Genomic DNA, 22,235 nt, shown 5'->3' on the forward strand with positions numbered 1-22,235 from the left:
TCTACGGCCAGGCTCTGCGATTATTAAATCGATTGCACCGGGCCGAAAAAGAGAAAGGTTCCATTTTGTCCGGGTTTAATCAACCCGTTTGCGCAGGAACGTCGGGATATCGTATTCCATTTCGCCGCCCCCACCGGAAGCTCTCAGGTTGTAGGGCACTTCTTTCTGACGATCCCGAATAAAGGTGGGCAGATCGCGATCAACTTTCCCCATGGTCACCGCCGCTCTGTTTTTCAAGTCTTCGGCAATCCGGCCGCTCTTCTCGAAAGAAGGTCCGAAACCGGTGGCAATGGCCGTAATCTTGATACAGTCGCCGAGTTCTTCGTTGATGACCAAACCCGTGATGATGTTAGCTTCCTCGTGCACTTTCTCGTGGATGATGCGTGAGGCCTCGTCGAACTCTTCCATGGTCATATTGGAAGAACCGGAGATATTGACCAGAACCCCTTTGGCACCAGAGATATCGATATCTTCCAGCAGCGGGCTGCTAATGGCCTGGTGTGCTGCTTCGGCGGCACGCTTCTCGCCTTCGGCCAGACCAATGCCCATCATGGCCATGCCGCGCTCGCTCATGATGGCTTTGACGTCAGCAAAGTCGACGTTGATGAGGCCGCTGGTGGTAATCAGGTCGGAAATCCCCTGAACCGCCTGCAGCAATACGTCATCGGAAGGCTTGAAGGCGTCGAGAATACTCATGCTCTTGCCGGCCAGTCCCAAGAGGCGGTCGTTGGGGATGACGATCAGCGAATCAACGACTTCTTTGAGCTCTTCCACCCCTTGCTCTGCCTTTTTCATGCGCTGCTTGCCTTCGCGGGAGAAGGGCTTGGTGACAACGCCAACGGTCAGCGCCCCCATTTCCCTTGCCACCTCAGCAATGATCGGGGCCGCGCCGGTGCCGGTACCGCCGCCCAGTCCGGCCGCGATGAAGACCATATCGGCGCCGTCGAGAATCTCCAGCAGACGGGCTTTGTCTTCTCGGGCTGCCTCCCTGCCAACCTCGGGATTGGCGCCAGCGCCCAAACCCTTGGTGAGTTTGGAACCCAGCTGGATTTTCATCGGCGCCTTGTTGGTTCTCAGGGCCTGTGCATCGGTATTGGCGCAGATGAATTCCACCCCTTCGATCTGCGAGTTGATCATGGTGTTGACCGCGTTGCCACCTCCCCCTCCGATGCCGATTACCTTGATTTTCGCTCTCTGGTCGATACTCTCATCAAATTCAAACATAACGCTCCCTCCGTTCTGGTTTGGGGGCCGATTCTCCGCAACCGGTTATCCCCGTTTATAGTCTCACTTCGCTGATATTTTTGTGCCCATTAAAAAAACTCGTCAAACCACTCTTTCATGCGCCGCACGACCTTGTCGAACACGTTGGTCTGTCCGATGCTGAAATTGCGGCTGCTCATGTTCCGGCTGCCATATTTCACCAGGCCGACCCCGGTAGCGTAGATGGGCGAATTGACCACGTCGGTCAAACCGCCGATATCCCGGGGGACACCTCGCCGCACCGGCAGATTGAAGATCTGCTCGGCCAGCTCGGGCATACCGGGCAGGATACAGGTGCCGCCGGTGATGACCACTCCGGAAGCGATCAGATCTTCGTAGCCGCTGCGCACGATCTCCCGATTTACCAGCGAGAATATTTCTTCTACCCGCGGCTCCAGTATTTCAGCCAACAGCTGACGCGAGAGCACACGGGGCTCGCGACCACCCACCGAAGGTACTTCGATGGTCTCGTCCTTACCGACCATGGAGGACAGGCAGCAGCCATAGGCTTGTTTGATTTTTTCCGCTTCGGCCATGGGCGTACGCAGACCAACGGCAATATCGTTGGTCAGGTGATTACCGCCCAAGGAGAGAACCGAGGTGTGTTTGATGGCCCCATCCACGAAAATGGCGATATCCGTGGTACCGCCACCGATATCGATAAGGGCGACCCCCAACTCTTTCTCATCGGGGGAAAGAACCGCTTCCGAGGAGGCGAGCTGTTCGAGAACGATATCGGCCACGTCCACGTCGGCGCGATTGCAGCTTTTAACGATGTTCTGGGCGCTGGCCACCGCACCGGTGACGATATGCACCTTGGCTTCGAGGCGCACGCCGCTCATGCCCAGAGGTTCCTTGATGCCGTCCTGGTCATCGATGATGAATTCCTGGGGCAGGATGTGGATAACTTCCCTGTCCATGGGAATGGCAATGGCCTTGGCAGCGTCGATAACCCGGCGGATGTCATCATCGTTGACCTCGCGGTTCTTGATGGCGATAACTCCCTGGGAGTTCAATCCTTTAATGTGCCCACCGGCGATACCGGCGAAGACCGACTTGATTTCACAGCCGGCCATGAGTTCGGCTTCGCGCAGGGCCTTGCGGATGGCCTCCACCGTGCTTTCGATGTTTATCACCACCCCTTTGCGCAAACCCTTGGAGGGACTGGTGCCAATCCCCACGATATCCAGCCCTTCGTCAGTCATGTTGCCGACGATGGCGCAGATCTTGGTGGTGCCGATATCCAATCCGACGATCAGGTTGTCCCTCTTCGTACTCATAACGTACCCCTTCCTTTCAAACTAGCCCTTTTGTGTGGTGCGGTTGTCCACCTTCACGATCACACGGTCCAGTACATTGAGATCAATATATTTAAGCCCCTGCAGCCTCGGTTCGAGCTCCTTGTAGATCTTTTCCAGCCGGTCGAGCTTGGTTCCGTAGTTGGCATGCCCCATATGTACGGGCACGCCCCCCACGTAGGTAAACAGATCAATGCCGGAGACCGCATCCAGGCGCAATTCGGACACATCCTCCAGGCCGAAACGACTCCTTGTCTGCAATTCCCTTATCAGGTCGACGGCCTCGCGCAGCAGCTTGCGAGATTCCTCGGGTTTTTCCAGTAGAAAGCTGCGGTCTATCCCGGTAACCACTGGATAATCCAGCCGGTCTTCCGATTCGAGCACCTTGAAGAGCGTCCCTTCCGAATCCATATAGTAAAGGTATCCGAGACTGACGATGGCCAGAGGTTTCCGCTCTTCGACCCTTATCACCAGGCTTCGGGGTAGAACTCTTTCTACCTGGGCGCGGGAGATCCACAGGTTTTCTTCGATCTTGCTGCCGATCAGGGCCAGATCGAGATCAAAAATGCTGGTTCCCAGCTGGATATCGGACAGCGCCAGAATATCCTCTTCACTGACCCGTTGAGCCTTCTCGATCTGGATGGTTTCAAGGCGAAAATAATCAGAGCTGAAGATCATGCGCAGGCCGATGAAACTACCGCTGACGATAAGCGCGACGCTGCCGACAAACACAGTAAACCTCAGCGTGCGCCGGAAGATCTTACTCCAGTCACGCGGCTGCTTTTCACGGCGCCGCCGGTTCTCCTTCATCCGGGTCTTTTTCTGTCCCTTTAAATCGCGCATGATCCCTGTCTGAACCGCTTCCGGCTCTTCTTATTTTCCCAATCCGGCATCTTCCAGTATCCGCTGAGTCAGTTCGGAAAAATCCAGTCCGGCGTGTTGTGCCGCCTTGGGCAACAGACTCGTTTCAGTCATCCCCGGAATGGTGTTGGCTTCCAGGCAGTAAAATTCCTTTTCTCGCACCATGAAATCGATCCGGGCCGCACCGGAACATCCCAATACGCGATAGACCTCCCTAGCCACCTGCTGCACGCGGTGGTACACGGCATTGTCGAGAGGGGCCGGCAGAATGTACTCCGTCTGCCCGGCGGTGTATTTGGCGTGGTAATCATAGAATCCCCCCTTAGGGGCGATCTCGATGATGGGCAGGGCTTCGCCTCCCAAAATCCCCACGGTGATCTCCATTCCCTGAATAAAATCCTCCACCAGCACATGATCATCATGCTGCAGGGCTTCCTGCAAACCCGCCGCCAGGCCCTGCTCATCCCGGACGATGCTGATACCGATCGTCGACCCTTCCCGCGCCGGTTTGACGACAAGAGGAAAGTGACGGCATCCTTGCAGGAAACTCTCCAGGTCTTCTCCTTTTCTGTACACTTGAAATGCCGGCGTCGGCAGTTCGTGGTAGAGGAGAATCTTCTTGGTCGTTTCTTTGTCCATGGCCAGGCTCGAAGCGAGCACACCGCTGCCCGTATAGGGTATCTGCATCATCTCCAGCAGGCCCTGGATAGTGCCGTCCTCGCCAAAGCGTCCGTGCAGAGCGATAAAAGCAACCTCAATCTGCTCTTCGCTCAGGCGCAGGGCGATATCCCTGCTGACATCCAGGCCCACAGCCTCATACCCGGCACTCTGCAAAGCGGCGAGAACAGCCTTGCCCGTGCGCAAGGACACCTCTCGTTCAGCGGAGAGTCCACCCATGAGAACCGCTATCTTCTTTGTTTTCAATTGCTGCCGTGTCATATCCGTTCATCCCTGGCAGGCAGCTCGTCGCTGCCGATAATTTTTACTTCAGGTTCGAGATCGACGCCCTGGCTTGCCCGTACCGTCTCCTTGATGCGCTCAATCAGGCTGAGAATATCCGTGGCCCTGGCCTTCCCCGTATTGACGATGAAGTTGGTGTGTCGCTCGGAGACTTTGGCGCCGCCAACCGTGGCACCTCGCAGGCCGGCTTGGTCTATAAGCTTCCACGCCTGCACGCCGGCCGGGTTTTTAAACACCGAGCCCGCATTGGCGCCGCCGACGGCATGGGCCTGGCGGCGATGCGCGATGCGTTCCCGGTAAATGCGCTGCAGCTCCTGCGGGTCAGCCGTCGTCATGGAGAGGGAGACTTCAACCAGCAGCGACTGCGGGGGCAGTTCGCACCGACGATAGGCGAACTGAAGGTCACCCCCCGGGCGCCTGATTTCGCCAGTCGCGGTCGCCAGCACTACCTCTGTCACGACTTCTGACATCTCCTGTCCTCCTGCCCCGGCGTTCATGGCAACTGCCCCCCCCAGACTCCCCGGGATACCAGCCAGCGCTTCCAGACCCTGCAATCCCTTTTCCACACAAAGCCGGATCAGACGAGTCACAGGCAGCCCGGCCTCGGCAACCACCAGACCATTAGCCAGGAACTGGAGTTGACGAAGATTGGAGAGATTCAGGACGGCTCCCCGAATGCCGCCGTCGCGTACCAGCAGATTGCTGCCGCTTCCGACAGGTAACCAGGGGCATTGCGCCGCCTTCAATAAACGCAGCGCCGTCAACACATCCTGGCGATCCGCCGGCAGGATGAAGAGATCGGCCGGCCCGCCCACACGCCAGCTGGTGTGAGCCGCCATCGGCTCATCCTTCAGGACGCTTCCCCGCAGGGAATCTTTCAAACTTTCAAAGAGCGATGACACCTTAGCCTTTATTCCGCAGGCGTTGAGCGAACTTCTCTCCGACCTGCCAGACGTTGCCGGCGCCGAGAGTGATAACGATATCCCCCTCTTTTACAACGGCGGCCAGATGGTCGACCACGGCTTCGACGCCGGAAATATAATGCACATCCTTGTGACCGTGCCCGGCGATTCCGGCCGCCAGATCCGCGGCCTCCACCCCCTCAATCGCCTCCTCGCCCGCGGCATAGATGTCCATGACCACCAGATGGTCGGCTTGATAAAATGCGGTGACGAAATCGTCGAACAGCGCCTTGGTGCGACTGTAGCGGTGGGGCTGAAATACCGCCACCACCCGCCGGTCCCAACCAGTGCGGGCTGCCGCCAGGGTCACTTTTATTTCGGCCGGGTGATGGCCATAGTCATCAATCACCATGACTTTGCTGTCATCGTGGCGGACCTGGAAGCGCCTCTGGACCCCGCCGAAATCATGAAAGCCCTCGACAATGGTCGCGAAGGGGATGTCAAGTTCCCTGGCCACAGCCACCGCTGCCAGCGCGTTGAGCACATTGTGGCGGCCCGGCATGTTGAAGGAAACACGTCCCAGCTCCTCACCACCCTGGTGAAGGACAAACGAGGTTCGATGCCCCTCATGACGGATATCGGTGGCGTGAAAATCAGCCTGGCTGGCCAGTCCGTAGGTCACGAAACGCTTCTTAACCCTGGGGATCAGGGCCTGGATATTGGCATCGTCCAGACAGAGGACCGCCAGCCCGAAAAAGGGCACCTTATTGATGAACTCCACAAAAGTGTCGCGAATATGATCCATGTCACAGTAGAAATCGAGATGATCGGCATCGACGTTGGTCACCACCGCAATGGTTGGGGACAGCTTCAAAATAGTTCCGTCCGATTCGTCCGCTTCCGCCACCAGAAACTTTCCCTGCCCGAGCTTGGCGTTAGATCCCAGAGAATCCAGACGCCCCCCGATCACTGCCGTCGGATCGATACCGGCGTGGGAGAGAATAGTGGCCACCATGCTGGTGGTGGTCGTCTTGCCATGGGTACCACCGATGGCAATACCGTATTTCATGCGCATCAGCTCAGCGAGCATTTCGGCGCGCGGGATAACCGGGATCAAGCGACGGTGTGCTTCCACCACCTCAGGATTGTCTTTGCGCACTGCGGTGGAGATGACCACGACATCGGCATCACGAAGATTCTCGGCCTGGTGGCCATAAACGATTTCCCCTCCCAGTCCGGCCAGGCGCTGGGTAATTTCCGACTCGCGCAGATCGGAGCCGGACACCTGGTATCCGAGATTGAGCAGGACCTCGGCAATGCCACTCATGCCAATGCCGCCAATTCCCACAAAATGAATTTTTCGAATCTTTCCGTACATAGAAAACCTTCTTTCAGCCGATCACTTCCCGACACTGCTTCAGGATACTATCGGCGGCACCCTCTATGCCCTGAGCTTTGGCCGCACTGGCCATAGTGACCAATTGGTGGTGATCATAGATCATGTTGCGAATCAGGGTCGCCAGACTGACACCACACAGCTCCGACTGGGGCACCATGAGGGCGGCGCCTTTGACGACCAGCGCTCTGGCATTGGCGCTTTGGTGATCCCCAGCCGCGTGGGGATAGGGTATCAGGATGGCCGGGCGGCCACAGGCCGTCAGTTCGGTCAGGGTCGTCGCCCCTGCCCTGCAGACTACCAGATGGGCCTGACTGTATGCGGCGGCCATGTCATCGATAAACGGCACCACCGCCTCCGAATCCCAACCCGCCTCGGCATATTGAGCACGAACCTTTTCCAGATCCTCGGTGCCGCTCTGGTGAATAATGACAAGCTTATCGCGCAGATCCTGCAGATGCTGCAGAGCTGCCACCATGGCTTCATTGATGGCACGGGCGCCCCGACTGCCACCAAACACCAGAATCGTGGGCTTTCCCTCGGGGGGCGCCGGACACTGCTCCATTCCCTGTCTGGGCGGGTTCCCCGTCAGCACCGTCTTGCCCTCGGGAAAAGCCTGAGCAGCTTCAGGGAAAGAAATACATATCCTGTCGGCCCAGCGGGAAAGCAGTCGATTGGTCAGCCCGGGCCAGGCATTCTGTTCGTGCAGAATGAAAGGAATGCCCTTGATCCTGGCCGCGACACCCACCGGACCCGAGGCATATCCACCCACGCCGATCACCACATCCGGCTTAAAATCTTCCAGCAACCGCAGGGATTGCCGGATACTTTTAATCAACTGGGGCGCCAGGGCTAGTTTGGCCCCCAGGCCCTTGCCGACAAACCCACCTATATCAATGGTGGACAGGGGCCAACCGAGGGTTGGCAACACTCTGGCTTCCAGACCTTTCTTCGTGCCGACGAAATGCACGACCGCCTCCGGCTCCACTTCCAACAGGCGTTCGGCAATCGCCACGGCAGGAAAGAGATGGCCTCCGGTGCCACCGCCGGCCAGAAGAAGTCTCATATCCCGTCTCCTTTCGCCTGACGGGACACGCTGAGCAACACACCCACAGCCAGCAGGGTCGTCACCAGACTCGTGCCGCCGTAGGATAGGAAGGGCAAAGCTAACCCTTTGGTTGGCAGCATGCCCATCACCACGGCAAAGTTCACAAAGGCCTCCAGACCGATAAGGAGCGATATGCCGAAGGCCAGATATTTTCCGAAATCGTCCGGAGCTGCCTGGGCCGCCCGGATACCCCGCAACACCAGAAGAAGAAACATGGCGGTGATGACAAAAACACCGGCAAAGCCCAGTTCTTCGCCAATGACGGAAAAGATGAAATCCGTATGGGCCTCCGGCAGATAAAACAGCTTTTGCCTCCCTTCACCCAGACCGTTGCCAAAGGGGCCACCAGTGCCGAAAGCAATCCAGCTCTGAATGATCTGGAACCCGGTGTTGGTCGGATCATCCCAGGGATTGAGAAATGCGAAGATGCGCCGGCGGCGGTAGTCGACGTTCATCACCAGAAAGTACAGAAAAGGCGTCGTCAAAATCATCGCCGACAGAAAATAGACTAGACGTGTTCCAGCCACAAAGAGCATGACCATGGCCACGCAGCCCAGTGTGATAGCGGCGCCGAGATCCGGTTGCAGCAACAGAAAGAAAAGAAGCAGAGCCAGTACCAGCATATAGGGGAGAAATCCCCAGGTCAGACTCTTGATCTTGCCTTTCTTCTTGGCCAATGAATGGGCCATATACAGGATGAGTCCCAGTTTGGCCAGTTCTGAAGGCTGAATGGAGATGCCCGCCAGCCGAATCCACCGCGAGGCACCGCCTGCGCTTAATCCCAGCCCCGGCAGAAAAACCGCCCCCAGCAGCAGGACGCAACCGAACAGGAAGGGCACAGCCAGCCGCCGCAGCACCTGATAATTGACATGCATCGCCGCGGCCATGAGAGCAAAGCCCAAAATGGCATATACCCCTTGACGTTTGAGAAAATAGAAACCATCGGCATAGCGCCTGTCTGCCATGATCGAGGAGGATGAATAGACCATGACCACCCCCAGACAGGTCAGCACGACCGCCAGCAGTAGAATGGTATTGTCGAATTCTCCCCGCCTCTCCATGTCAGTTCCTCTTCTTTTCCGGCAAATCCATGACCAGGGCGGCAAAACGCTCCCCTCGCTCGATGTAACTCGAGAACATGTCGAAACTTGAACAGCCGGGCGAAAGCAGCACCGTTCCCCCTGCCGGGGTCAGCTCATGGGCCAGGTGCACCGCTTCTTCCAGGCTTGCAGCCCGTATGGTATGCGTCAGGTTTCCCAGACACTGCTCGATGCGCCCTGCCGCCTGCCCAATGAGGATAAGATGGCTCACCCTGTCTTTGACCATCTCCACCAGGGGCTGATAGTCTCCGCCCTTGTCCTTGCCACCGGCGATAAGGGTCACCGGCGCCGGCAGACCGGAGAGGCTCTTGACGACGCTGCCGACGTTGGTGCCCTTGGAATCATCGTACCAGGTCACCCCTCCCAGAGAGCGGACAGGCACCATGCGATGGGCGAGACCACTAAACTTACAGGTCGCCTGCCAGGCCGTCGTGGCCGGGCAGCCTTCCATCAACGGCGGGATAAGGGCTGCCATGACGTTTTCCACATTGTGCAGTCCCTTGAGGCGCAGCTCGGCCAGAAGGAATCGATGCGTCTGCCCTTGCCAGTTCCAGACGATATGCGTTCCGTCAAACCCCATCCCCTCATCAAGGATCCTAGCCGAAGAGAAATAGACTTTACGGGCGGTAAGGCTTTGGCCGAGGGCGCACACAGTGGCGTCCTCGGCGTTGAGCACGGCCACGTCGTCGGCTGTCTGATTGACAAAGATCCTCGCCTTGGCCTGCACGTAAGCTTCCATATCCACATAGCGGTCCAGGTGATCTTCACTGACATTCAGCAGCAGGGCGTATCTTGGACGGAAGTGCTGGATCGCTTCAAGCTGAAAAGAGGACAATTCCGCCACCAGCCACTGCCAGGATCCAGCATCGACCGCCTCGATCAGCGGCGTCCCCAGATTCCCCCCCACAAAGGTCTTTTTCCCCCAGGCCTGAAACACTTCGCCCATGACCGTCGTCGTCGTCGACTTGCCATTGGTGCCGGTGATGGCGATCAGGGGAGCCTCGATTTCAGCAAAGGCGACTTCAATTTCCCCAAGCACGGGTACTCCAGCGGCCGCGGCCTTGGCGATAGCGGGTACGCTCAAGGGAACACCCGGGCTGATGGCAATCAGGTCGGCTGCCTGAAAAAGTGATTCTGTATGACCGCCAAAATCGGTCAGGGTATCTTTCGGCAGACTCGCGAGATTTTCGATCCGTTCGGCGGAGCGCTGATCCGACAGGGTCACACGGGCGCCACGGCGGCTGAAATAAGCGCACAGGGCCACTCCCGTGCGCCCAGCGCCCACCACGACAATCTGTTTTCCCGTGAAATCCCTTTTCATGCTACCTCAGCTTCAGGGTGGATAACGCCACCAGAGCCAGAATGATACTGATAATCCAGAACCTCACGATGATCTTCGGTTCCGGCCAGCCCTTGAGTTCGAAGTGATGGTGGATGGGCGCCATGCGGAAGATCCGCTTGCCGTAAAGGCGGAACGAGGTCACCTGAAAGATAACGGACAGCGCCTCGACAACAAATATGCCGCCCACAATAACCAGGACGATCTCCTGCTTGGTAATAACCGCGATCGTTCCCAGGGCCCCCCCCAAGGAGAGGCTGCCCACATCGCCCATAAAAACCTGGGCGGGATAGGTATTGAACCAGAGAAATCCCAGCCCGGCGCCCACCATGGCCCCACACAACACCGCCAATTCGCCAGCCCCCTGGACGCTGCTGATCTGCAGATACTCGGCCAGCCTGGCATTGCCGGCCAGATAGGCAAAGAGCAGATAAGTGCCGGAGGCGATGATCATTGGCCCGATGGCCAGCCCGTCCAGTCCATCCGTCAGGTTCACGGCGTTGCTGGCGCCGACGATAACAACCATGGCAAAGGGAATGTAGAATATTCCCAGGTCGGGCACGACCCCTTTGAAAAAGGGGAAAGCCAGGGTGGTCTGAAATGGCGGATAGACATAGAGGATAGATGCCGCCACCAGAGAGATCAGCATAAGCCAGAGCATTTTCTGCCTGGCCGACAGACCATCGCTACTCTTGCGCTTCACCTTGCGATAGTCGTCCATGAAACCCACTACCCCAAAACCAACAGTAACGAGCAGGGTCACCCAGACATACAGATTGGTCAGGTCTGCCCACAGCAGCGTCGGCCCGACGATGGCCAGCAGGATCAGCGTCCCTCCCATGGTGGGCGTCCCTTCCTTCTTGAAGTGGGATTCCGGTCCTACCTTGCGTATGGTCTGGCCGATCTGCAGCATCGAAAGCTTTTCGATTACCCAGGGTCCTATGATAAAGGCGATCACCAGGGCCGTAATCGTCGCGTAAATGGCCCGAAAAGTGATAAAACGGAACACATAGAGAGCTGAAAACTCTGTGTGTAATGGGTAGAGCAGATGATAGAGCATAGGCGCCCTTACCTTTCCGTTTGGTTTTGGAAAAAATCGGGGGCAAGAAGTGCCGCCGATATCTTTTCCATGCGCATCCCTCGCGAACCTTTGATCAGAAGCCTGTCTTCGGGTTGCAGCCATGCCCGCAGCCATCCACACGCCGCCTCAACATTCTCCAGAATGTGCAGGTGCGCGGCATCAAGCCCACCTTCTCGGGCGCCCGCGGCGACTTTCGCCGCCTTCTCACCCAAAAGCAAAAGATCATCAACCTGTCCGGCCGCCTCACGCCCGAGCTCTTGATGCAAAAGATCGGTCTCATCCCCCAGCTCGAGCATGTCGCCGAGAACGGCGATCCTGCGACCGTTGCCCTGCAGATCGTTAAGAGCTGAGAGGGCCGCCCGCATCGAGGCGGGGTTGGCATTGTAACTGTCCTCTATCAACAGAGCGCCATTACCCAAGCTGAACAGCTCCATCCGTCCACGGATGGTGCGGAAGAGAGACAGTCCTTTGGCGATGATGTCGCCGTCAACCTTCATTGCCACCGCCGCTGCCGCCGCTGCCAGCGCGTTGGCGACATTGTGTCGACCCGGGACGGACAGGGTGACCGGCCAACGCCCGCTCGGCAGCACCAGATCAAAAACGACTTTATCCCCTTTGGCCGCCACTGCCTCGGCGCGTACATCAGCCTGCGGATTAAGGCCAAACAGCAGCCGATGGACGCCATTAGCCACCGGCAAGGTAACCACTCTCTCATCATCGGCATTGATTACAGCCGTTGCCTGGGGCTGCAAAGACTCGAAAAGCTCGCCTTTGGCTCTGGCCACCCCTTCGAGCCCATGCAGGGTTTGCAGATGTGCCGGCCCCACATTAGTGATAATGCCGATTGTCGGCGCAGCGATCTGCGCCAGCCTGGCAATTTCCCCCCTGGCGCTCATACCCATCTCCAGAACCACCCAGCGATGGGAATCTTCCAGGCGGAACAGTGTCAGGGGCAGACCGATGAGGTTATTGAAGTTTCCTTCCGTCTTCAGACCGGGTCCTGTTTGTGACAGGATGGCGGCCAGCATCTCTTTAGTGGTCGTTTTGCCGGCCGTGCCGGTGATCGCCACCAGGGGGCCCTTGTAGTGGGCGCGTACGCCGGCGGCCAGATCGCCGAGAGCCTTGAGGGTATCGTCGACACGGATGATCGGCACCGGCAAGCCGGCCACGACCTCTTCGCTCAGACAGACAGCCGCGCCGTTCTGAACGGCCTGTCCCAAATAGTCGTGGCCATTGTAGTGCGGACCGACCAGGGGCACGAAAAGTTCTCCCGGGCGAATGGTGCGACTGTCCGTGGATACGCCTGTCACCATCTCCTGGGAATGAGGAGGCGTCAGGATTCCCGAAACCATGCGGGCTATTTTCTGAACAGGCAGTTCCATGCCGTTCACTCCTCGGAGGCCAGTGCTTGACGCAGTTCCTCGCGATCGTCGAAATGGTGTTTTTCGGTCCCGATAACCTGATAGTCTTCGTGGCCTTTGCCGGCCACCAGGAGAATGTCTCCCTCGCCGAGGGTCGAGACGGCATAACCAATGGCCTGTCTCCGGTTCTCCAGCACGACAAAGCCCCGTCGCCCGTGCCTGCCATCGGCAAGGCTGATTTCCTGCTGATAGTGCCGCTCAATGCCCGGCCGTATTTCCGCCAGTATGACCTGGGGATCTTCCGTGCGCGGGTTGTCGGAGGTCAGCACCACCAGATCGGAAAAGCGGGCGGCGACTTCTCCCATGACCGGACGCTTGCTGCGATCCCGATCTCCCCCACAACCGAACACAGTGACAAGCCGCCTCGGCTTCAGGTCCTGAAGAGTGGCCAGGACCTTATCCAGGGCATCGCCGGTGTGGGCATAATCCACGAGGATGAGAGCCCCTCGCTCATTTTCTATACGCTCAAGCCGTCCCGGCACCATGGCCGCCCTGGCAATTCCCTCTGCCACGAGGTGGGCATCCAGCTTGAGGGCCAGCCCCGCAGCAAACGCACAGAGAATATTCTGCAGGTTGAATTGGCCGACCAGGGACGATCTCAGCTCGATTTCACCTTGAGCCGTGCTGATTCTAGCTGTAATGCCGTCAACGCTCAGATGTGCCTCTTTAACCTGTACAGCAGCCTGTTCTGTGCTGCCACAGGTCAGGGCCTCGGGACGTTCTGCCGCGAGCCGCTTGCCATAAGGATCATCTACGTTGATGATGGCGCACCCGCCACAGGAAGGAAGGAGCCGACGAAAAAATGCCGCTTTGCTGGCATAGTAGCCTTCCATGTCCCCGTGATAGTCTAGATGCTCAGGAGTCAGGTTGGTAAATATGCCGACGTTAAAATGAGTTCCTTCGACACGGTACTGATCCAGGGCATGGCTCGAAACCTCCAGAACCAACGCATCGGCGCCCTGAGAGCGAAAATGCGCCAATGTCCTCAGAAAATCGACGGACTCAGGAGTCGTATGGCTGGAGGGATGCTCGGCATTTCCATAACGGTAATTGACAGTACCAAAGACTGCCGGTTTTTTGCCGGCAGCCTGTAAAATAGCCTCCACCAGATAGGTTACCGTGGTCTTCCCATTGGTGCCGGTCACGCCGACCACAGGAATATCGGCGGTTGGATCGCCATAAAAAGCATGGGCTGCCAGGGCCATTGCCTGTCGGGCATTTTCAACCTGGACAAGTGTCAATCCCTCGGGAAGAGTCAGCGGCTTCTCGGCAAAGATAGCCACAGCTCCACGAGCTATGGCGTCCTCGACAAAGAGATGGCCGTCAGATTTGATCCCCGGCAGAGCGAAGAAGGCCCCACCCTCGGTCACCTGGCGGGAGTCGTAGAACAACCCGGCGATTTCCTGGGTTTGGGACCCCGCCACCTTGCAGGCCGGCATCTTTTTGATCATCTCACAAAGTTTCATATAATCAGGTTATTCCTTGTCCAGGCTGAGGACGTACTTTCATGCGGTCAGGTCGGCGGCGCCAATCTGACCCAGACCTCCTGTTCATACCGAATAGGCTCCCCCGCTCGCGGCGACTGTTCAACGACCCGGCCACTGCCTCTGAGCTGTATATTCAGTCCGGTCCTTTCCATGGTTTGGAGAACCTGCCGATAACTCTGTCCCCGGCAGTCCGGCATGCGCACGCCTTCGTTGCCGCTTTCATTCCATGCCACCCGGAGATTTTTATTCAGTGGAAAGGCCGAAGTCTCCAGGGAGGGTGGGGTAGACGCAACAATGGTCGGTGCCGTAGCCGGCACTTTCAGGTAATGAAGCGACTTGCCAGCAATCCGTGAGAAGATCGGTGCCGCTACCAGCCCGCCATAGGCTTGACCCTCCGGTTCATCTACGACGACCAGAATGACCAGTTTGGGATCGTTCACCGGCACCAGACCGATAAAGGAGGAAACCCGTTTATCCGTTGAATATCCGCCCGTTACGGGATCAACTTTCTGAGCAGTTCCCGTTTTGCCACCAACACGATAGCCAGCAACCGCCCCCATCGTCCCCGTGCCACCTTCTTCCGTCACTTGCGCCATCATCTGGCTGACCCGACTGGCTACATCCCCTGAAACAACCTGCCGAACAACCCGCGGATTGTTTTTTTTCACTACCTGTCCGTTTGTATCCACAACCCTGTCGACAACATAGGGTTTCATCAGATAACCACCATTGGCTATGGCCGCCGTAGCTGCAGCGAGCTGGATTGGCGTTACGGTCAGACCCTGACCGAAAGAGATCGCCGCCAGGTCGATCTCAAACCAGTCGGATGGCTTGCGGATCAGTCCTTCTACCTCTCCAGGCAGATCGATGCCGGTTTTGCCACCAAAACCAAAATCCCGGATATAGCGGTAATAATTTTCACGCTCCAGGGCCTTGCCTATTTTGGCGGAACCCACATTGGAGCTGTACTTGAGGATCTCACTGACATCCAGTTTCCCGTAGGGCCGGTGGTCGTGAATGACCTTGCCCCCCACAGCCAGCTTGCCTTTCCCACAATCAATCTTCTGGGAAGCTTTGACTACCCCCTCGTTCAAAGCCGCGGCGACCAGAAACACCTTGAAGGTAGAGCCTGGTTCGAACGCATCGGTAATCGCCCGATTCCTCCACTGAGCAGGTTTGTAATTGAAAAAGGAATTAGGGTTGTAGTCAGGCTGGCTCGCCATGGCCAGTACACGTCCCGTTTCAGGATCGAGCACGACAACGGAACCCGACTTGCCCTGCACCGCCGCTATGCCTGCTGCCAACTCTTTTTCAGCAATGTACTGGAGGTTCTTGTCCAGGGTCAGATAGACATTGTACCCCTGACTTTGTTCCTGCAGAGCCTGAACCCCTGCTCCCATACCACGCCCAAGTGCATCTTTTTCCGTAACCAGATACCCCGACTGACCAAGAATCAAGGCATCGTAACGAAGCTCAACTCCCTCCAGTCCCTCAGGGTCGAGACCGGAAAATCCGATAACCTGGGCGCCGATCTCCGCATTGGGGTAATAACGCCGATGCTCCTTGATGAAATCGACGCAGGCCAGCTTCAGTTCTTTTACTTTCTCACTTTCCTTGGGTGAGACGCGCCTTTTAAGCCAGACAAAACTTTTGCCTGAACTCAACTTGGCCTTAAGGGCGGCGACCGGCAGCGACAGGGCTCTGGCCAAAGCCTGGGCTTCCCCGTTTAAATCGGTCACCTTTCGCGCATCGGCATAGATGGAATCGACCTCTACGCTCAGCGCCATTTCCTCGCCATTGGCATCGAAGATAGCTCCGCGTTTGGGCGCCAGAGAGATGACCTTCTGATGCTGCCTTTCGGCTCTTTTGCGCCATTCCTCCTGATTTAAAACCTGGATACTGAAGGCACGGACGGAAATCAGGACAAAGGCCAGCAGAAAACACAGGCCAATAAACCGAATTCTATAACGTCCCCATTTCTCCTGTTTATCCAAGCTACACTCCCACCCGTGACCACTCTAGAGGTGAATGATCGTTGGAGGATCGTTATCCTGCTGCGGACGCATCAGATCAGTCGCGCTTCCGGCGTAGGCCGAATCAAAAGGCGTATAGGTTGCCCCCTCCCGGTCGGCCTGATAGCAGGCACCCAGCACGAGCAGACTGACTCCCATACAGAAAAAAAGGCCCACTACCCCGACCAGGTGGCGCGACCTCTTTCTCTTTCTTATGACCAGCAGCTCCTGCATTTCGTGCCACAGGTCCTGCTTTTCTTTAGGCTCCAACAATTCCATAACAACAATCCCTCAATAGATCTACCTTACCGTGATGACCTGTTGCGGAGTAGGAAACCTCAGGCCAAGCTCATTGACGGCCACTCTTTCGATACGGGCCGGCGTACGCAGGCTGGCAGCTTCCAGACGCAGATTCTTGTTCTCCTGGTGCATTTCACGCAATCGCTCCTGCTGGCTGGAAATCTGGTATTCAAGGTTGATCACCTGAATACGGGTCCAGACAAAAAAGAGAGAGAGAGCCAGCATCAGACCAATAAAAACCATGACGGACATCAGGCCCGGTTTTTTCAGGGTCAACCCGCCAAACCGGGGAAATGCTCTCAAAATAAGTTCAGACATGATTTCTCCTTTGCCCTTTAACCATCAGTCCAGACGCCGGGCGGCGCGAAGAACCGCACTGCGTGCTCGGGGATTATCGGCGACCTCTTCTTCACCGGCGCGAACGGCCTTCCGGGTCAGGATTTCGAGTCTCGCCTCATGCCCGCAGCTGCAATAAGGAAGCTGGGGCGGGCAGATGCAACGTTGTGCCTGTCGTTGAAAAAACTGTTTCACGATGCGGTCTTCCAGCGAGTGAAAGCTGATGACCACCATCCGCCCCCCCGTCTTCAGAAGTTCCAATCCCCGGCTGATGCCTTGGGCCACATGATCGAGTTCGCCGTTGACATGGATTCTCAACGCCTGAAAAACCCGCGTGGCCGGGTGAATCCTGGCAGGCTTGTGCCCACCAGGAACCGTGTCACGAACCAGATCAGCCAGCTGTTCCGTAGTCAGGAGTGGTTTGTCGGGCCGCAGGGCCACAATACGGCGAGCGATACGTCCAGCCCAGCGTTCTTCCCCGTACTCACGGAAAATACGCGTCAACTCCTCTGCACTGGCACTGGCAAGAACATCTGCGGCGGTCTGGCCCGAGGTAGTATCCATCCTCATATCCAGGGGCGCATCAGCGCGAAAGGAGAAACCTCTTTCCACGGCATCGAGCTGATGAGAGGAAACCCCCAGATCCAGCAGGATGCCATCAACCCGCTCTACACCTAGCGACTGCAGTATCTGGCTCGCTTCCGAAAAATTACCGTGTCGCAGTACAGCACGGTCGCCAAAGGGGGCCAGAACTTCACCCGCTTTTTTCAGAGCCGCGGGATCGCGATCCAGGCCGATCAAGCGACCGTCAGGCGCCGACGCCTCCAGAATCAGTCGGGCGTGTCCGCCACCCCCCACAGTGCCATCCAGGTAAATTTCACCTGCCTTTGGCGCCAGGTAGGCCAACACTTCCTTCGGCATCACCGACAGATGCCTGAACTCGCCGCCGGACAAACCTAAAATCCCAGATCTGACATGAACTGGGGATCCTCCTGCACAAAGGACACTGCCGTCTGGGTCACTTCGGCGTGCTTATCCTTGCTGTATATTTCAATCCGGTCCGACATGCCCACGACGACAATATCCCTCTCAAGATTGGCGTGCATTCGCAGCGATTCAGGAATGAGAATCCTGCCCTGCTTGTCGAAAGAACATTCGGTCGCCGGGGCGATAACGAGACGATAGGCAGCGTTACGCTGGGGACCGGGAGGGAGCCTCTCCACTTTCTGGCGATTCTCCTCCCACAGGGGCACGGGATAGGCACTGAGCCCGCCATCCCAGTTCTTGGTCACGACCAGGCGCTCCTCTCCATGGGCGTCCGCCAGATTTTCGCGAAAACGTGCCGGTATACTGGCTCGCCCTTTGGGGTCGATAGAGTTGTAGAATTCTCCCTGGAAGCTCATGGCCCTCTTTTGGTCCGATTTGGCACTAAATTACACTTTGTGGGAAACTATATCCGTGGGCCAAACCCTTGTCAAGGAGATATTTCTTTTCCATTAAGGGTTTAGAATTGGGGGAAGGTCCACATTTGGGCACAAAAAAACCCCCAGGGAAGGGGGTAAGGGGTGAAGCTGTCCATGGGGAGACGAGATCAGGAATCCTTTGGTGACTGGGGCAGCAGCATTTCAATCTCCTCGATACGGCGGTCGACCACCTTGCGCACAGTGAAGAGTACGCCCTCCGACTCACAGGTTTCCCCTTCCAGAGGTATGGTGCCAAGCGCTATCAGCAGGAAGCCAGCCAGCGTCGTGACATGCTCTTCGGACAGGTTCAAATGGAAGCGCTTGTTGATCGTTCTCAGCGAGGTGCTGCCATCAACAAGATAGCGCCCCGGGCCAAGTTCCCGCAACATCTCTTCTTCCACATCGTACTCGTCCTGAATCTCGCCGACGATCTCTTCAAAAATATCTTCAAGAGTCACAATCCCTTCGACCCCACCATACTCATCCACGACGATAGCCAGGTGCATGCGCTTGCGACGGAAGGACTGCAGCAACGTCTCGATCCGCTTTGATTCGGGAACAAAATAAGGGGGGCGGGCAATGTCCCGCAGGGAAAAGGTATCGGGTCGCCCCACGAAACTCAGGATGTCTTTGGAATGGATGATGCCAACAATACTGTCAAGATTTTCGTCGTAGACCGGAAAACGGGAGTGATGGGCTTGCTGCACCTGAACAAGAGCCTCTTCAAAGCTCGAATGTACTTCGACGCCGACGACCTCGGTACGGGGTATCATCACATCGCGGACCCGCATTTCCGCCAGGTCGAAGATCCCATGCAGCATCTGGTGCTTCTCCATGTGGACCACGCCAGTCTGTTCGCCAACCGTGATGATAGTGCGGATCTCATCTTCAGAGAGGATCGGTTTCTCCTGCTCACCCGGGATAAGGCGCGACAGGAAACGAGTGACTCCGGTGATCAGCCAGATTGCCGGCGACAGCAGCTTGATAACGATTCCAATCGGCCTCAGCACAGCGAAGGACATCACCTCTGACTGCTTGGCGGCGTAACTCTTGGGCAGCACCTCGGAAAAAATCAACAGCAGGGGTGTCACCAGGAGAATGGTGATCAGCTCTCCCTTTTCTCCATAAAGCTGGACAAGCAGCCCCGTGGCGAATACAGAGATGGCGATATTCACCAGATTGTTCCCCACCAGGATTCCTCCCAGAAGCTTTTCAGGGCTTTCCAGAAGCTCCTCCAGGCGCTGGGCCCCACGGCGCTTTTTCTGCACCAGATATTTCAGGCGGAGCTTGTCCAGCGACATCAGGGCCGTTTCCGAGCCGGAGAAAAAAGCGGAAAGTACAAAGAGGACGGCCAGCAGACTCAGCCGTATCCAGACATCACCAGGTTCAAACATCAGAATCTCCCACAGGTTCAGAAATCATAACCATCGCAAGTGAAGGGAAGTTTATCCCAGAGATCGCGAATATTCAACACAGATCACGTGCAACCTGTTGAAACGCCAACATTCCCTGTTATATAATCGTCCAACATTCACAGCGACCCTTTTCTGCCCGTCGGGCAGCCCTCCCAAGGAATCCTTCATGACCCCAGACCAGGCCCGAAAAAGACATGAGGAGCTGTGCGGCACGCTCCATCGGCACAACTATCTCTATCACGTGCTGGATCAGCCGGAAATCTCCGACGCGGATTATGACCGACTGTTCAGGGAACTGCTCGACCTTGAAGCGCAATTCCCCGAGCTTGTCCATCCGGAATCCCCAAGCCAGCGCGTGGGAGCGCCTCCGCTGGAGAAGTTTGAACAGGTCCGCCACTCCCTGCCCATGCTCTCCCTGGAGAATGCCTTCACCGAGGAGGATATGCGTCAGTTCGACGGTCGCATCCGGCGCTTTCTGGCCACGGAACAGCCGCTGGAATATGTCTGCGAAATGAAGATGGACGGGGTGGCGGTCGAACTCGTCTACGAAGAGGGACGCCTGAAGGTGGGTTCAACCCGCGGCGATGGCACGACCGGTGAGAAGATCACCGAGAACCTCAAAACGATCCCTTCCGTCCCCCTCGTTCTGACTCCCCCCTACCCTGCGCTGCTCGAAGTACGGGGAGAAGTCTATATGGAGCTGGACAACTTCCAGGCTCTCAATCGGGAGAGGGAGGAAGAGGGGCTGCCCACTTTCGCCAATCCGCGCAACGCCACCGCCGGCAGCCTTCGTCAGCTTGATTCGGCGGTCACCGCCCGCCGTCCACTGCAGATATTCTGCTACGGCATCGGCCGCCTGGAGGGAGAGGCCCCACCCACCCACGAGCAGCTTCTGCAGCAGCTGCAACAGTGGGGTTTGCGCACCAACCTCGACGGTACAACCTGTTGCCCAGACATTGAGGCGGTTATCACCCAATACCAGTCGCTTCAACAGGGTCGGGAAGATCTTCCTTACGAAATCGACGGCATGGTCGTCAAAGTCAACGAACTGGCCCTGCAGCGGGAACTGGGCGAAAAAACCCGCACACCGCGCTGGGCCATTGCTTGGAAATTCCCGCCCCGCCAAGCGGTCACCATTCTGGAGGACATCCAGCTTCAGGTCGGCCGCACCGGCGCCATTACCCCCGTTGCCCATCTGCAGCCGGTAGAAGTCAGCGGCGTCACCGTCTCTCGCGCCAGCCTCCACAACTGGGACGAAATCGACCGCCTTGATGCGCGTATCGGCGACCAGGTGGTCGTGGAGAGAGCCGGCGATGTCATTCCCGATGTCGTCAGGGTACTTACCGAAAAACGCACGGGAAAAGAGACCCGTATTCCCATGCCCACCCATTGCCCCGTCTGCGGTTCACCGGTAAAGCGCCTGGAGGATGAAGTCGTCCCTCGCTGCCAGGGGCTTTCCTGCCCGGCGCAGCTCAAGGAGTCTCTCAAACACTTTGCCCGCCGGGGAGGCATGGACATTGACGGGCTGGGGGGAAAATATATCGACCAGTTGCTTCAGCTCGGACTGGTAAGGAACGTGGCCGATCTCTATCGCCTGAGCAAGGAAGACCTCTTCCGGTTTGAGCGCATGGGCGACAAACTGGCCGAGAAACTCCTGGATGCCATCGAGGCCAGCAAAAAACGTCCCCTCTCCCGCTTCCTCAATGCTTTGGGCATTCGACACGTCGGTGACCATATGGCCAAAGTGCTTGCCAGCCAGTTCGGCTCCCTGGATGAACTGTCCCGGGCAAGCCAGGAGGATCTGCTGGCCATTCACGAAATCGGCCCCCAGGTGGCCAGCAGCGTCACCAGCTTTTTCGCGTCCCCCCAGAATCAGCAGATTCTGGCTGACCTGGCGACGCTCGGCGTGCGCCCCGAACGCGAAGAACGCCGGGCCGGCGGCCCCTTCAGCGGCAAGACTTTTGTCTTTACCGGCACACTGGCTTTGTTCTCACGCAAAGAAGCACAGACGCTGGTGGAAAAGCTCGGTGGCCGCGCCAGTGGCTCGGTCAGCAAGAAAACGGACTTCGTCGTTGCGGGCGAGGAAGCAGGCAGCAAGCTGACGCGGGCCCAGGAGCTGGGGGTGACCATCCTCAGCGAAGAAGAGTTTGAACAGCTGGTGAAAAAGGAGGGAGTATCGTGAACAAAGTCAGGGCGTCTGTCCGCTTTCGCGGGCGGGTTCAGGGCGTGAACTTTCGTGCCCACACCCAGAAGATCTGTCGTCAGCATCACCTTACGGGTTGGGTACGCAACCTGCCGGATGGCGATGTGCAGGCCTTGCTTGAAGGCCGCGAATCTGATATTCGCAGCGCTCTGGAAGCCTGCCGCCGGGGGCCCGATGCCGCCAAGGTCGATGATGTGACCATCGACTGGGAGGAGTACCGGGATGAATTCGCCTCTTTCGACATCTGCCGCTGAATCAGGCGCGACCTGAGTCGGCGTCGTGGCGCAAAG

Annotated in this window: 20 protein-coding genes; 2 read left to right on the forward strand and 18 right to left on the reverse strand. The window is 57.3% G+C overall.

Annotated features, from left to right (window positions below; genetic code table 11):
* Positions 1 to 75: 75 nt before the first annotated feature.
* The 18 genes from ftsZ to AOP6_RS11780 all read right to left on the reverse strand — a co-directional run bounded on the left by ftsZ (position 76) and on the right by AOP6_RS11780 (position 19,721).
* Positions 76 to 1,224, reverse strand: coding sequence for a cell division protein FtsZ (gene ftsZ / locus AOP6_RS11695; RefSeq protein WP_155876939.1), 1,149 nt, complete (start codon positions 1,222 to 1,224; stop codon positions 76 to 78).
* 89 nt (positions 1,225 to 1,313) lie between these two features.
* Positions 1,314 to 2,543 (reverse strand): cell division protein FtsA, encoded by a 1,230-nt coding sequence (ftsA, locus tag AOP6_RS11700; protein ID WP_155876940.1) that lies wholly within the window; start codon positions 2,541 to 2,543, stop codon positions 1,314 to 1,316.
* A gap of 21 nt (positions 2,544 to 2,564) precedes the next feature.
* Complete coding sequence (locus AOP6_RS11705; RefSeq protein ID WP_155876941.1) at positions 2,565 to 3,404, reverse strand: FtsQ-type POTRA domain-containing protein; 840 nt, start codon at positions 3,402 to 3,404, stop codon at positions 2,565 to 2,567.
* A 30-nt stretch (positions 3,405 to 3,434) separates the two neighbouring features.
* On the reverse strand, positions 3,435 to 4,361 hold the full coding sequence (locus AOP6_RS11710) for a D-alanine--D-alanine ligase (protein ID WP_155876942.1): 927 nt from the start codon (positions 4,359 to 4,361) through the stop codon (positions 3,435 to 3,437).
* A complete protein-coding gene (murB, locus tag AOP6_RS11715; protein ID WP_225897279.1) occupies positions 4,358 to 5,284 on the reverse strand; it encodes a UDP-N-acetylmuramate dehydrogenase in 927 nt (308 codons plus the stop codon). Before murB ends, AOP6_RS11710 begins: the two co-directional genes overlap by 4 nt.
* Position 5,285: 1 nt before the next feature.
* Complete coding sequence (gene murC, locus AOP6_RS11720) at positions 5,286 to 6,662, reverse strand: UDP-N-acetylmuramate--L-alanine ligase (RefSeq protein WP_155876944.1); 1,377 nt, start codon at positions 6,660 to 6,662, stop codon at positions 5,286 to 5,288.
* A 13-nt stretch (positions 6,663 to 6,675) separates the two neighbouring features.
* Positions 6,676 to 7,746: an undecaprenyldiphospho-muramoylpentapeptide beta-N-acetylglucosaminyltransferase gene (murG, locus tag AOP6_RS11725; RefSeq protein WP_155876945.1), complete on the reverse strand. Its 1,071-nt coding sequence runs from the start codon at positions 7,744 to 7,746 to the stop codon at positions 6,676 to 6,678.
* Positions 7,743 to 8,849, reverse strand: a complete 1,107-nt coding sequence (gene ftsW, locus AOP6_RS11730; protein ID WP_155876946.1) for a putative lipid II flippase FtsW — start codon at positions 8,847 to 8,849, stop codon at positions 7,743 to 7,745. The genes murG and ftsW overlap by 4 nt, the downstream gene beginning before the upstream one ends.
* Position 8,850: 1 nt before the next feature.
* Positions 8,851 to 10,209, reverse strand: a complete 1,359-nt coding sequence (gene murD / locus AOP6_RS11735; protein WP_155876947.1) for a UDP-N-acetylmuramoyl-L-alanine--D-glutamate ligase — start codon at positions 10,207 to 10,209, stop codon at positions 8,851 to 8,853.
* 1 nt (position 10,210) lies between these two features.
* Entirely contained in the window at positions 10,211 to 11,287 is a 1,077-nt protein-coding gene (mraY, locus tag AOP6_RS11740; protein WP_155876948.1) for a phospho-N-acetylmuramoyl-pentapeptide-transferase, read from the reverse strand.
* A gap of 8 nt (positions 11,288 to 11,295) precedes the next feature.
* Complete coding sequence (murF, locus tag AOP6_RS11745; RefSeq protein ID WP_155876949.1) at positions 11,296 to 12,690, reverse strand: UDP-N-acetylmuramoyl-tripeptide--D-alanyl-D-alanine ligase; 1,395 nt, start codon at positions 12,688 to 12,690, stop codon at positions 11,296 to 11,298.
* Positions 12,691 to 12,695: 5 nt separating this feature from the next.
* Positions 12,696 to 14,195, reverse strand: a complete 1,500-nt coding sequence (locus AOP6_RS11750) for a UDP-N-acetylmuramoyl-L-alanyl-D-glutamate--2,6-diaminopimelate ligase (protein ID WP_155876950.1) — start codon at positions 14,193 to 14,195, stop codon at positions 12,696 to 12,698.
* A 47-nt stretch (positions 14,196 to 14,242) separates the two neighbouring features.
* Positions 14,243 to 16,210 carry a penicillin-binding protein gene (locus AOP6_RS11755; protein ID WP_155876951.1) on the reverse strand — a complete coding sequence of 656 codons (1,968 nt, stop codon included), beginning with the start codon at positions 16,208 to 16,210 and terminating at the stop codon, positions 14,243 to 14,245.
* Between the two features lie 24 nt (positions 16,211 to 16,234).
* The gene (locus AOP6_RS11760; protein WP_155876952.1) at positions 16,235 to 16,507 is read right to left on the reverse strand and encodes a hypothetical protein; all 273 of its coding nucleotides are present in this window, start codon (positions 16,505 to 16,507) and stop codon (positions 16,235 to 16,237) included.
* Positions 16,508 to 16,528: 21 nt separating this feature from the next.
* Complete coding sequence (ftsL, locus tag AOP6_RS11765) at positions 16,529 to 16,846, reverse strand: cell division protein FtsL (protein ID WP_155876953.1); 318 nt, start codon at positions 16,844 to 16,846, stop codon at positions 16,529 to 16,531.
* A 24-nt stretch (positions 16,847 to 16,870) separates the two neighbouring features.
* Entirely contained in the window at positions 16,871 to 17,818 is a 948-nt protein-coding gene (gene rsmH / locus AOP6_RS11770; protein WP_155876954.1) for a 16S rRNA (cytosine(1402)-N(4))-methyltransferase RsmH, read from the reverse strand.
* Between the two features lie 2 nt (positions 17,819 to 17,820).
* Positions 17,821 to 18,267: a division/cell wall cluster transcriptional repressor MraZ gene (gene mraZ, locus AOP6_RS11775; protein WP_155876955.1), complete on the reverse strand. Its 447-nt coding sequence runs from the start codon at positions 18,265 to 18,267 to the stop codon at positions 17,821 to 17,823.
* A 188-nt stretch (positions 18,268 to 18,455) separates the two neighbouring features.
* On the reverse strand, positions 18,456 to 19,721 hold the full coding sequence (locus AOP6_RS11780) for a CNNM domain-containing protein (protein WP_155876956.1): 1,266 nt from the start codon (positions 19,719 to 19,721) through the stop codon (positions 18,456 to 18,458).
* 187 nt (positions 19,722 to 19,908) lie between these two features.
* Between AOP6_RS11780 and ligA the strand changes: the two genes are divergently transcribed.
* Both ligA and AOP6_RS11790 read left to right on the forward strand, forming a co-directional pair.
* A complete protein-coding gene (ligA, locus tag AOP6_RS11785) occupies positions 19,909 to 21,924 on the forward strand; it encodes an NAD-dependent DNA ligase LigA (RefSeq protein WP_155876957.1) in 2,016 nt (671 codons plus the stop codon).
* Positions 21,921 to 22,199 carry an acylphosphatase gene (locus AOP6_RS11790; RefSeq protein WP_155876958.1) on the forward strand — a complete coding sequence of 93 codons (279 nt, stop codon included), beginning with the start codon at positions 21,921 to 21,923 and terminating at the stop codon, positions 22,197 to 22,199. The genes ligA and AOP6_RS11790 overlap by 4 nt, the downstream gene beginning before the upstream one ends.
* Positions 22,200 to 22,235: the final 36 nt, after the last annotated feature.

Origin of the sequence: Desulfuromonas sp. AOP6 (genome assembly GCF_009731355.2) — a bacterium.
Taxonomy (GTDB): Bacteria; Desulfobacterota; Desulfuromonadia; order Desulfuromonadales; family SZUA-540; genus SZUA-540.

What these genes read in the sequence shown, in the direction of transcription:
- ftsZ (WP_155876939.1), bottom strand. Translation starts at nt 1,224, where the DNA reads ATGTTTGAATTTGATGAGAGTATCGACCAGAGAGCGAAAATCAAGGTA.
- ftsA (WP_155876940.1), bottom strand. Translation starts at nt 2,543, where the DNA reads ATGAGTACGAAGAGGGACAACCTGATCGTCGGATTGGATATCGGCACC.
- AOP6_RS11705 (WP_155876941.1), bottom strand. Translation starts at nt 3,404, where the DNA reads ATGCGCGATTTAAAGGGACAGAAAAAGACCCGGATGAAGGAGAACCGG.
- AOP6_RS11710 (WP_155876942.1), bottom strand. Translation starts at nt 4,361, where the DNA reads ATGACACGGCAGCAATTGAAAACAAAGAAGATAGCGGTTCTCATGGGT.
- murC (WP_155876944.1), bottom strand. Translation starts at nt 6,662, where the DNA reads ATGTACGGAAAGATTCGAAAAATTCATTTTGTGGGAATTGGCGGCATT.
- murG (WP_155876945.1), bottom strand. Translation starts at nt 7,746, where the DNA reads ATGAGACTTCTTCTGGCCGGCGGTGGCACCGGAGGCCATCTCTTTCCT.
- ftsW (WP_155876946.1), bottom strand. Translation starts at nt 8,849, where the DNA reads ATGGAGAGGCGGGGAGAATTCGACAATACCATTCTACTGCTGGCGGTC.
- murD (WP_155876947.1), bottom strand. Translation starts at nt 10,209, where the DNA reads ATGAAAAGGGATTTCACGGGAAAACAGATTGTCGTGGTGGGCGCTGGG.
- mraY (WP_155876948.1), bottom strand. Translation starts at nt 11,287, where the DNA reads ATGCTCTATCATCTGCTCTACCCATTACACACAGAGTTTTCAGCTCTC.
- murF (WP_155876949.1), bottom strand. Translation starts at nt 12,690, where the DNA reads ATGGAACTGCCTGTTCAGAAAATAGCCCGCATGGTTTCGGGAATCCTG.
- AOP6_RS11750 (WP_155876950.1), bottom strand. Translation starts at nt 14,195, where the DNA reads ATGAAACTTTGTGAGATGATCAAAAAGATGCCGGCCTGCAAGGTGGCG.
- AOP6_RS11760 (WP_155876952.1), bottom strand. Translation starts at nt 16,507, where the DNA reads ATGGAATTGTTGGAGCCTAAAGAAAAGCAGGACCTGTGGCACGAAATG.
- ftsL (WP_155876953.1), bottom strand. Translation starts at nt 16,846, where the DNA reads ATGTCTGAACTTATTTTGAGAGCATTTCCCCGGTTTGGCGGGTTGACC.
- mraZ (WP_155876955.1), bottom strand. Translation starts at nt 18,267, where the DNA reads ATGAGCTTCCAGGGAGAATTCTACAACTCTATCGACCCCAAAGGGCGA.
- AOP6_RS11780 (WP_155876956.1), bottom strand. Translation starts at nt 19,721, where the DNA reads ATGTTTGAACCTGGTGATGTCTGGATACGGCTGAGTCTGCTGGCCGTC.
- ligA (WP_155876957.1), top strand. Translation starts at nt 19,909, where the DNA reads ATGACCCCAGACCAGGCCCGAAAAAGACATGAGGAGCTGTGCGGCACG.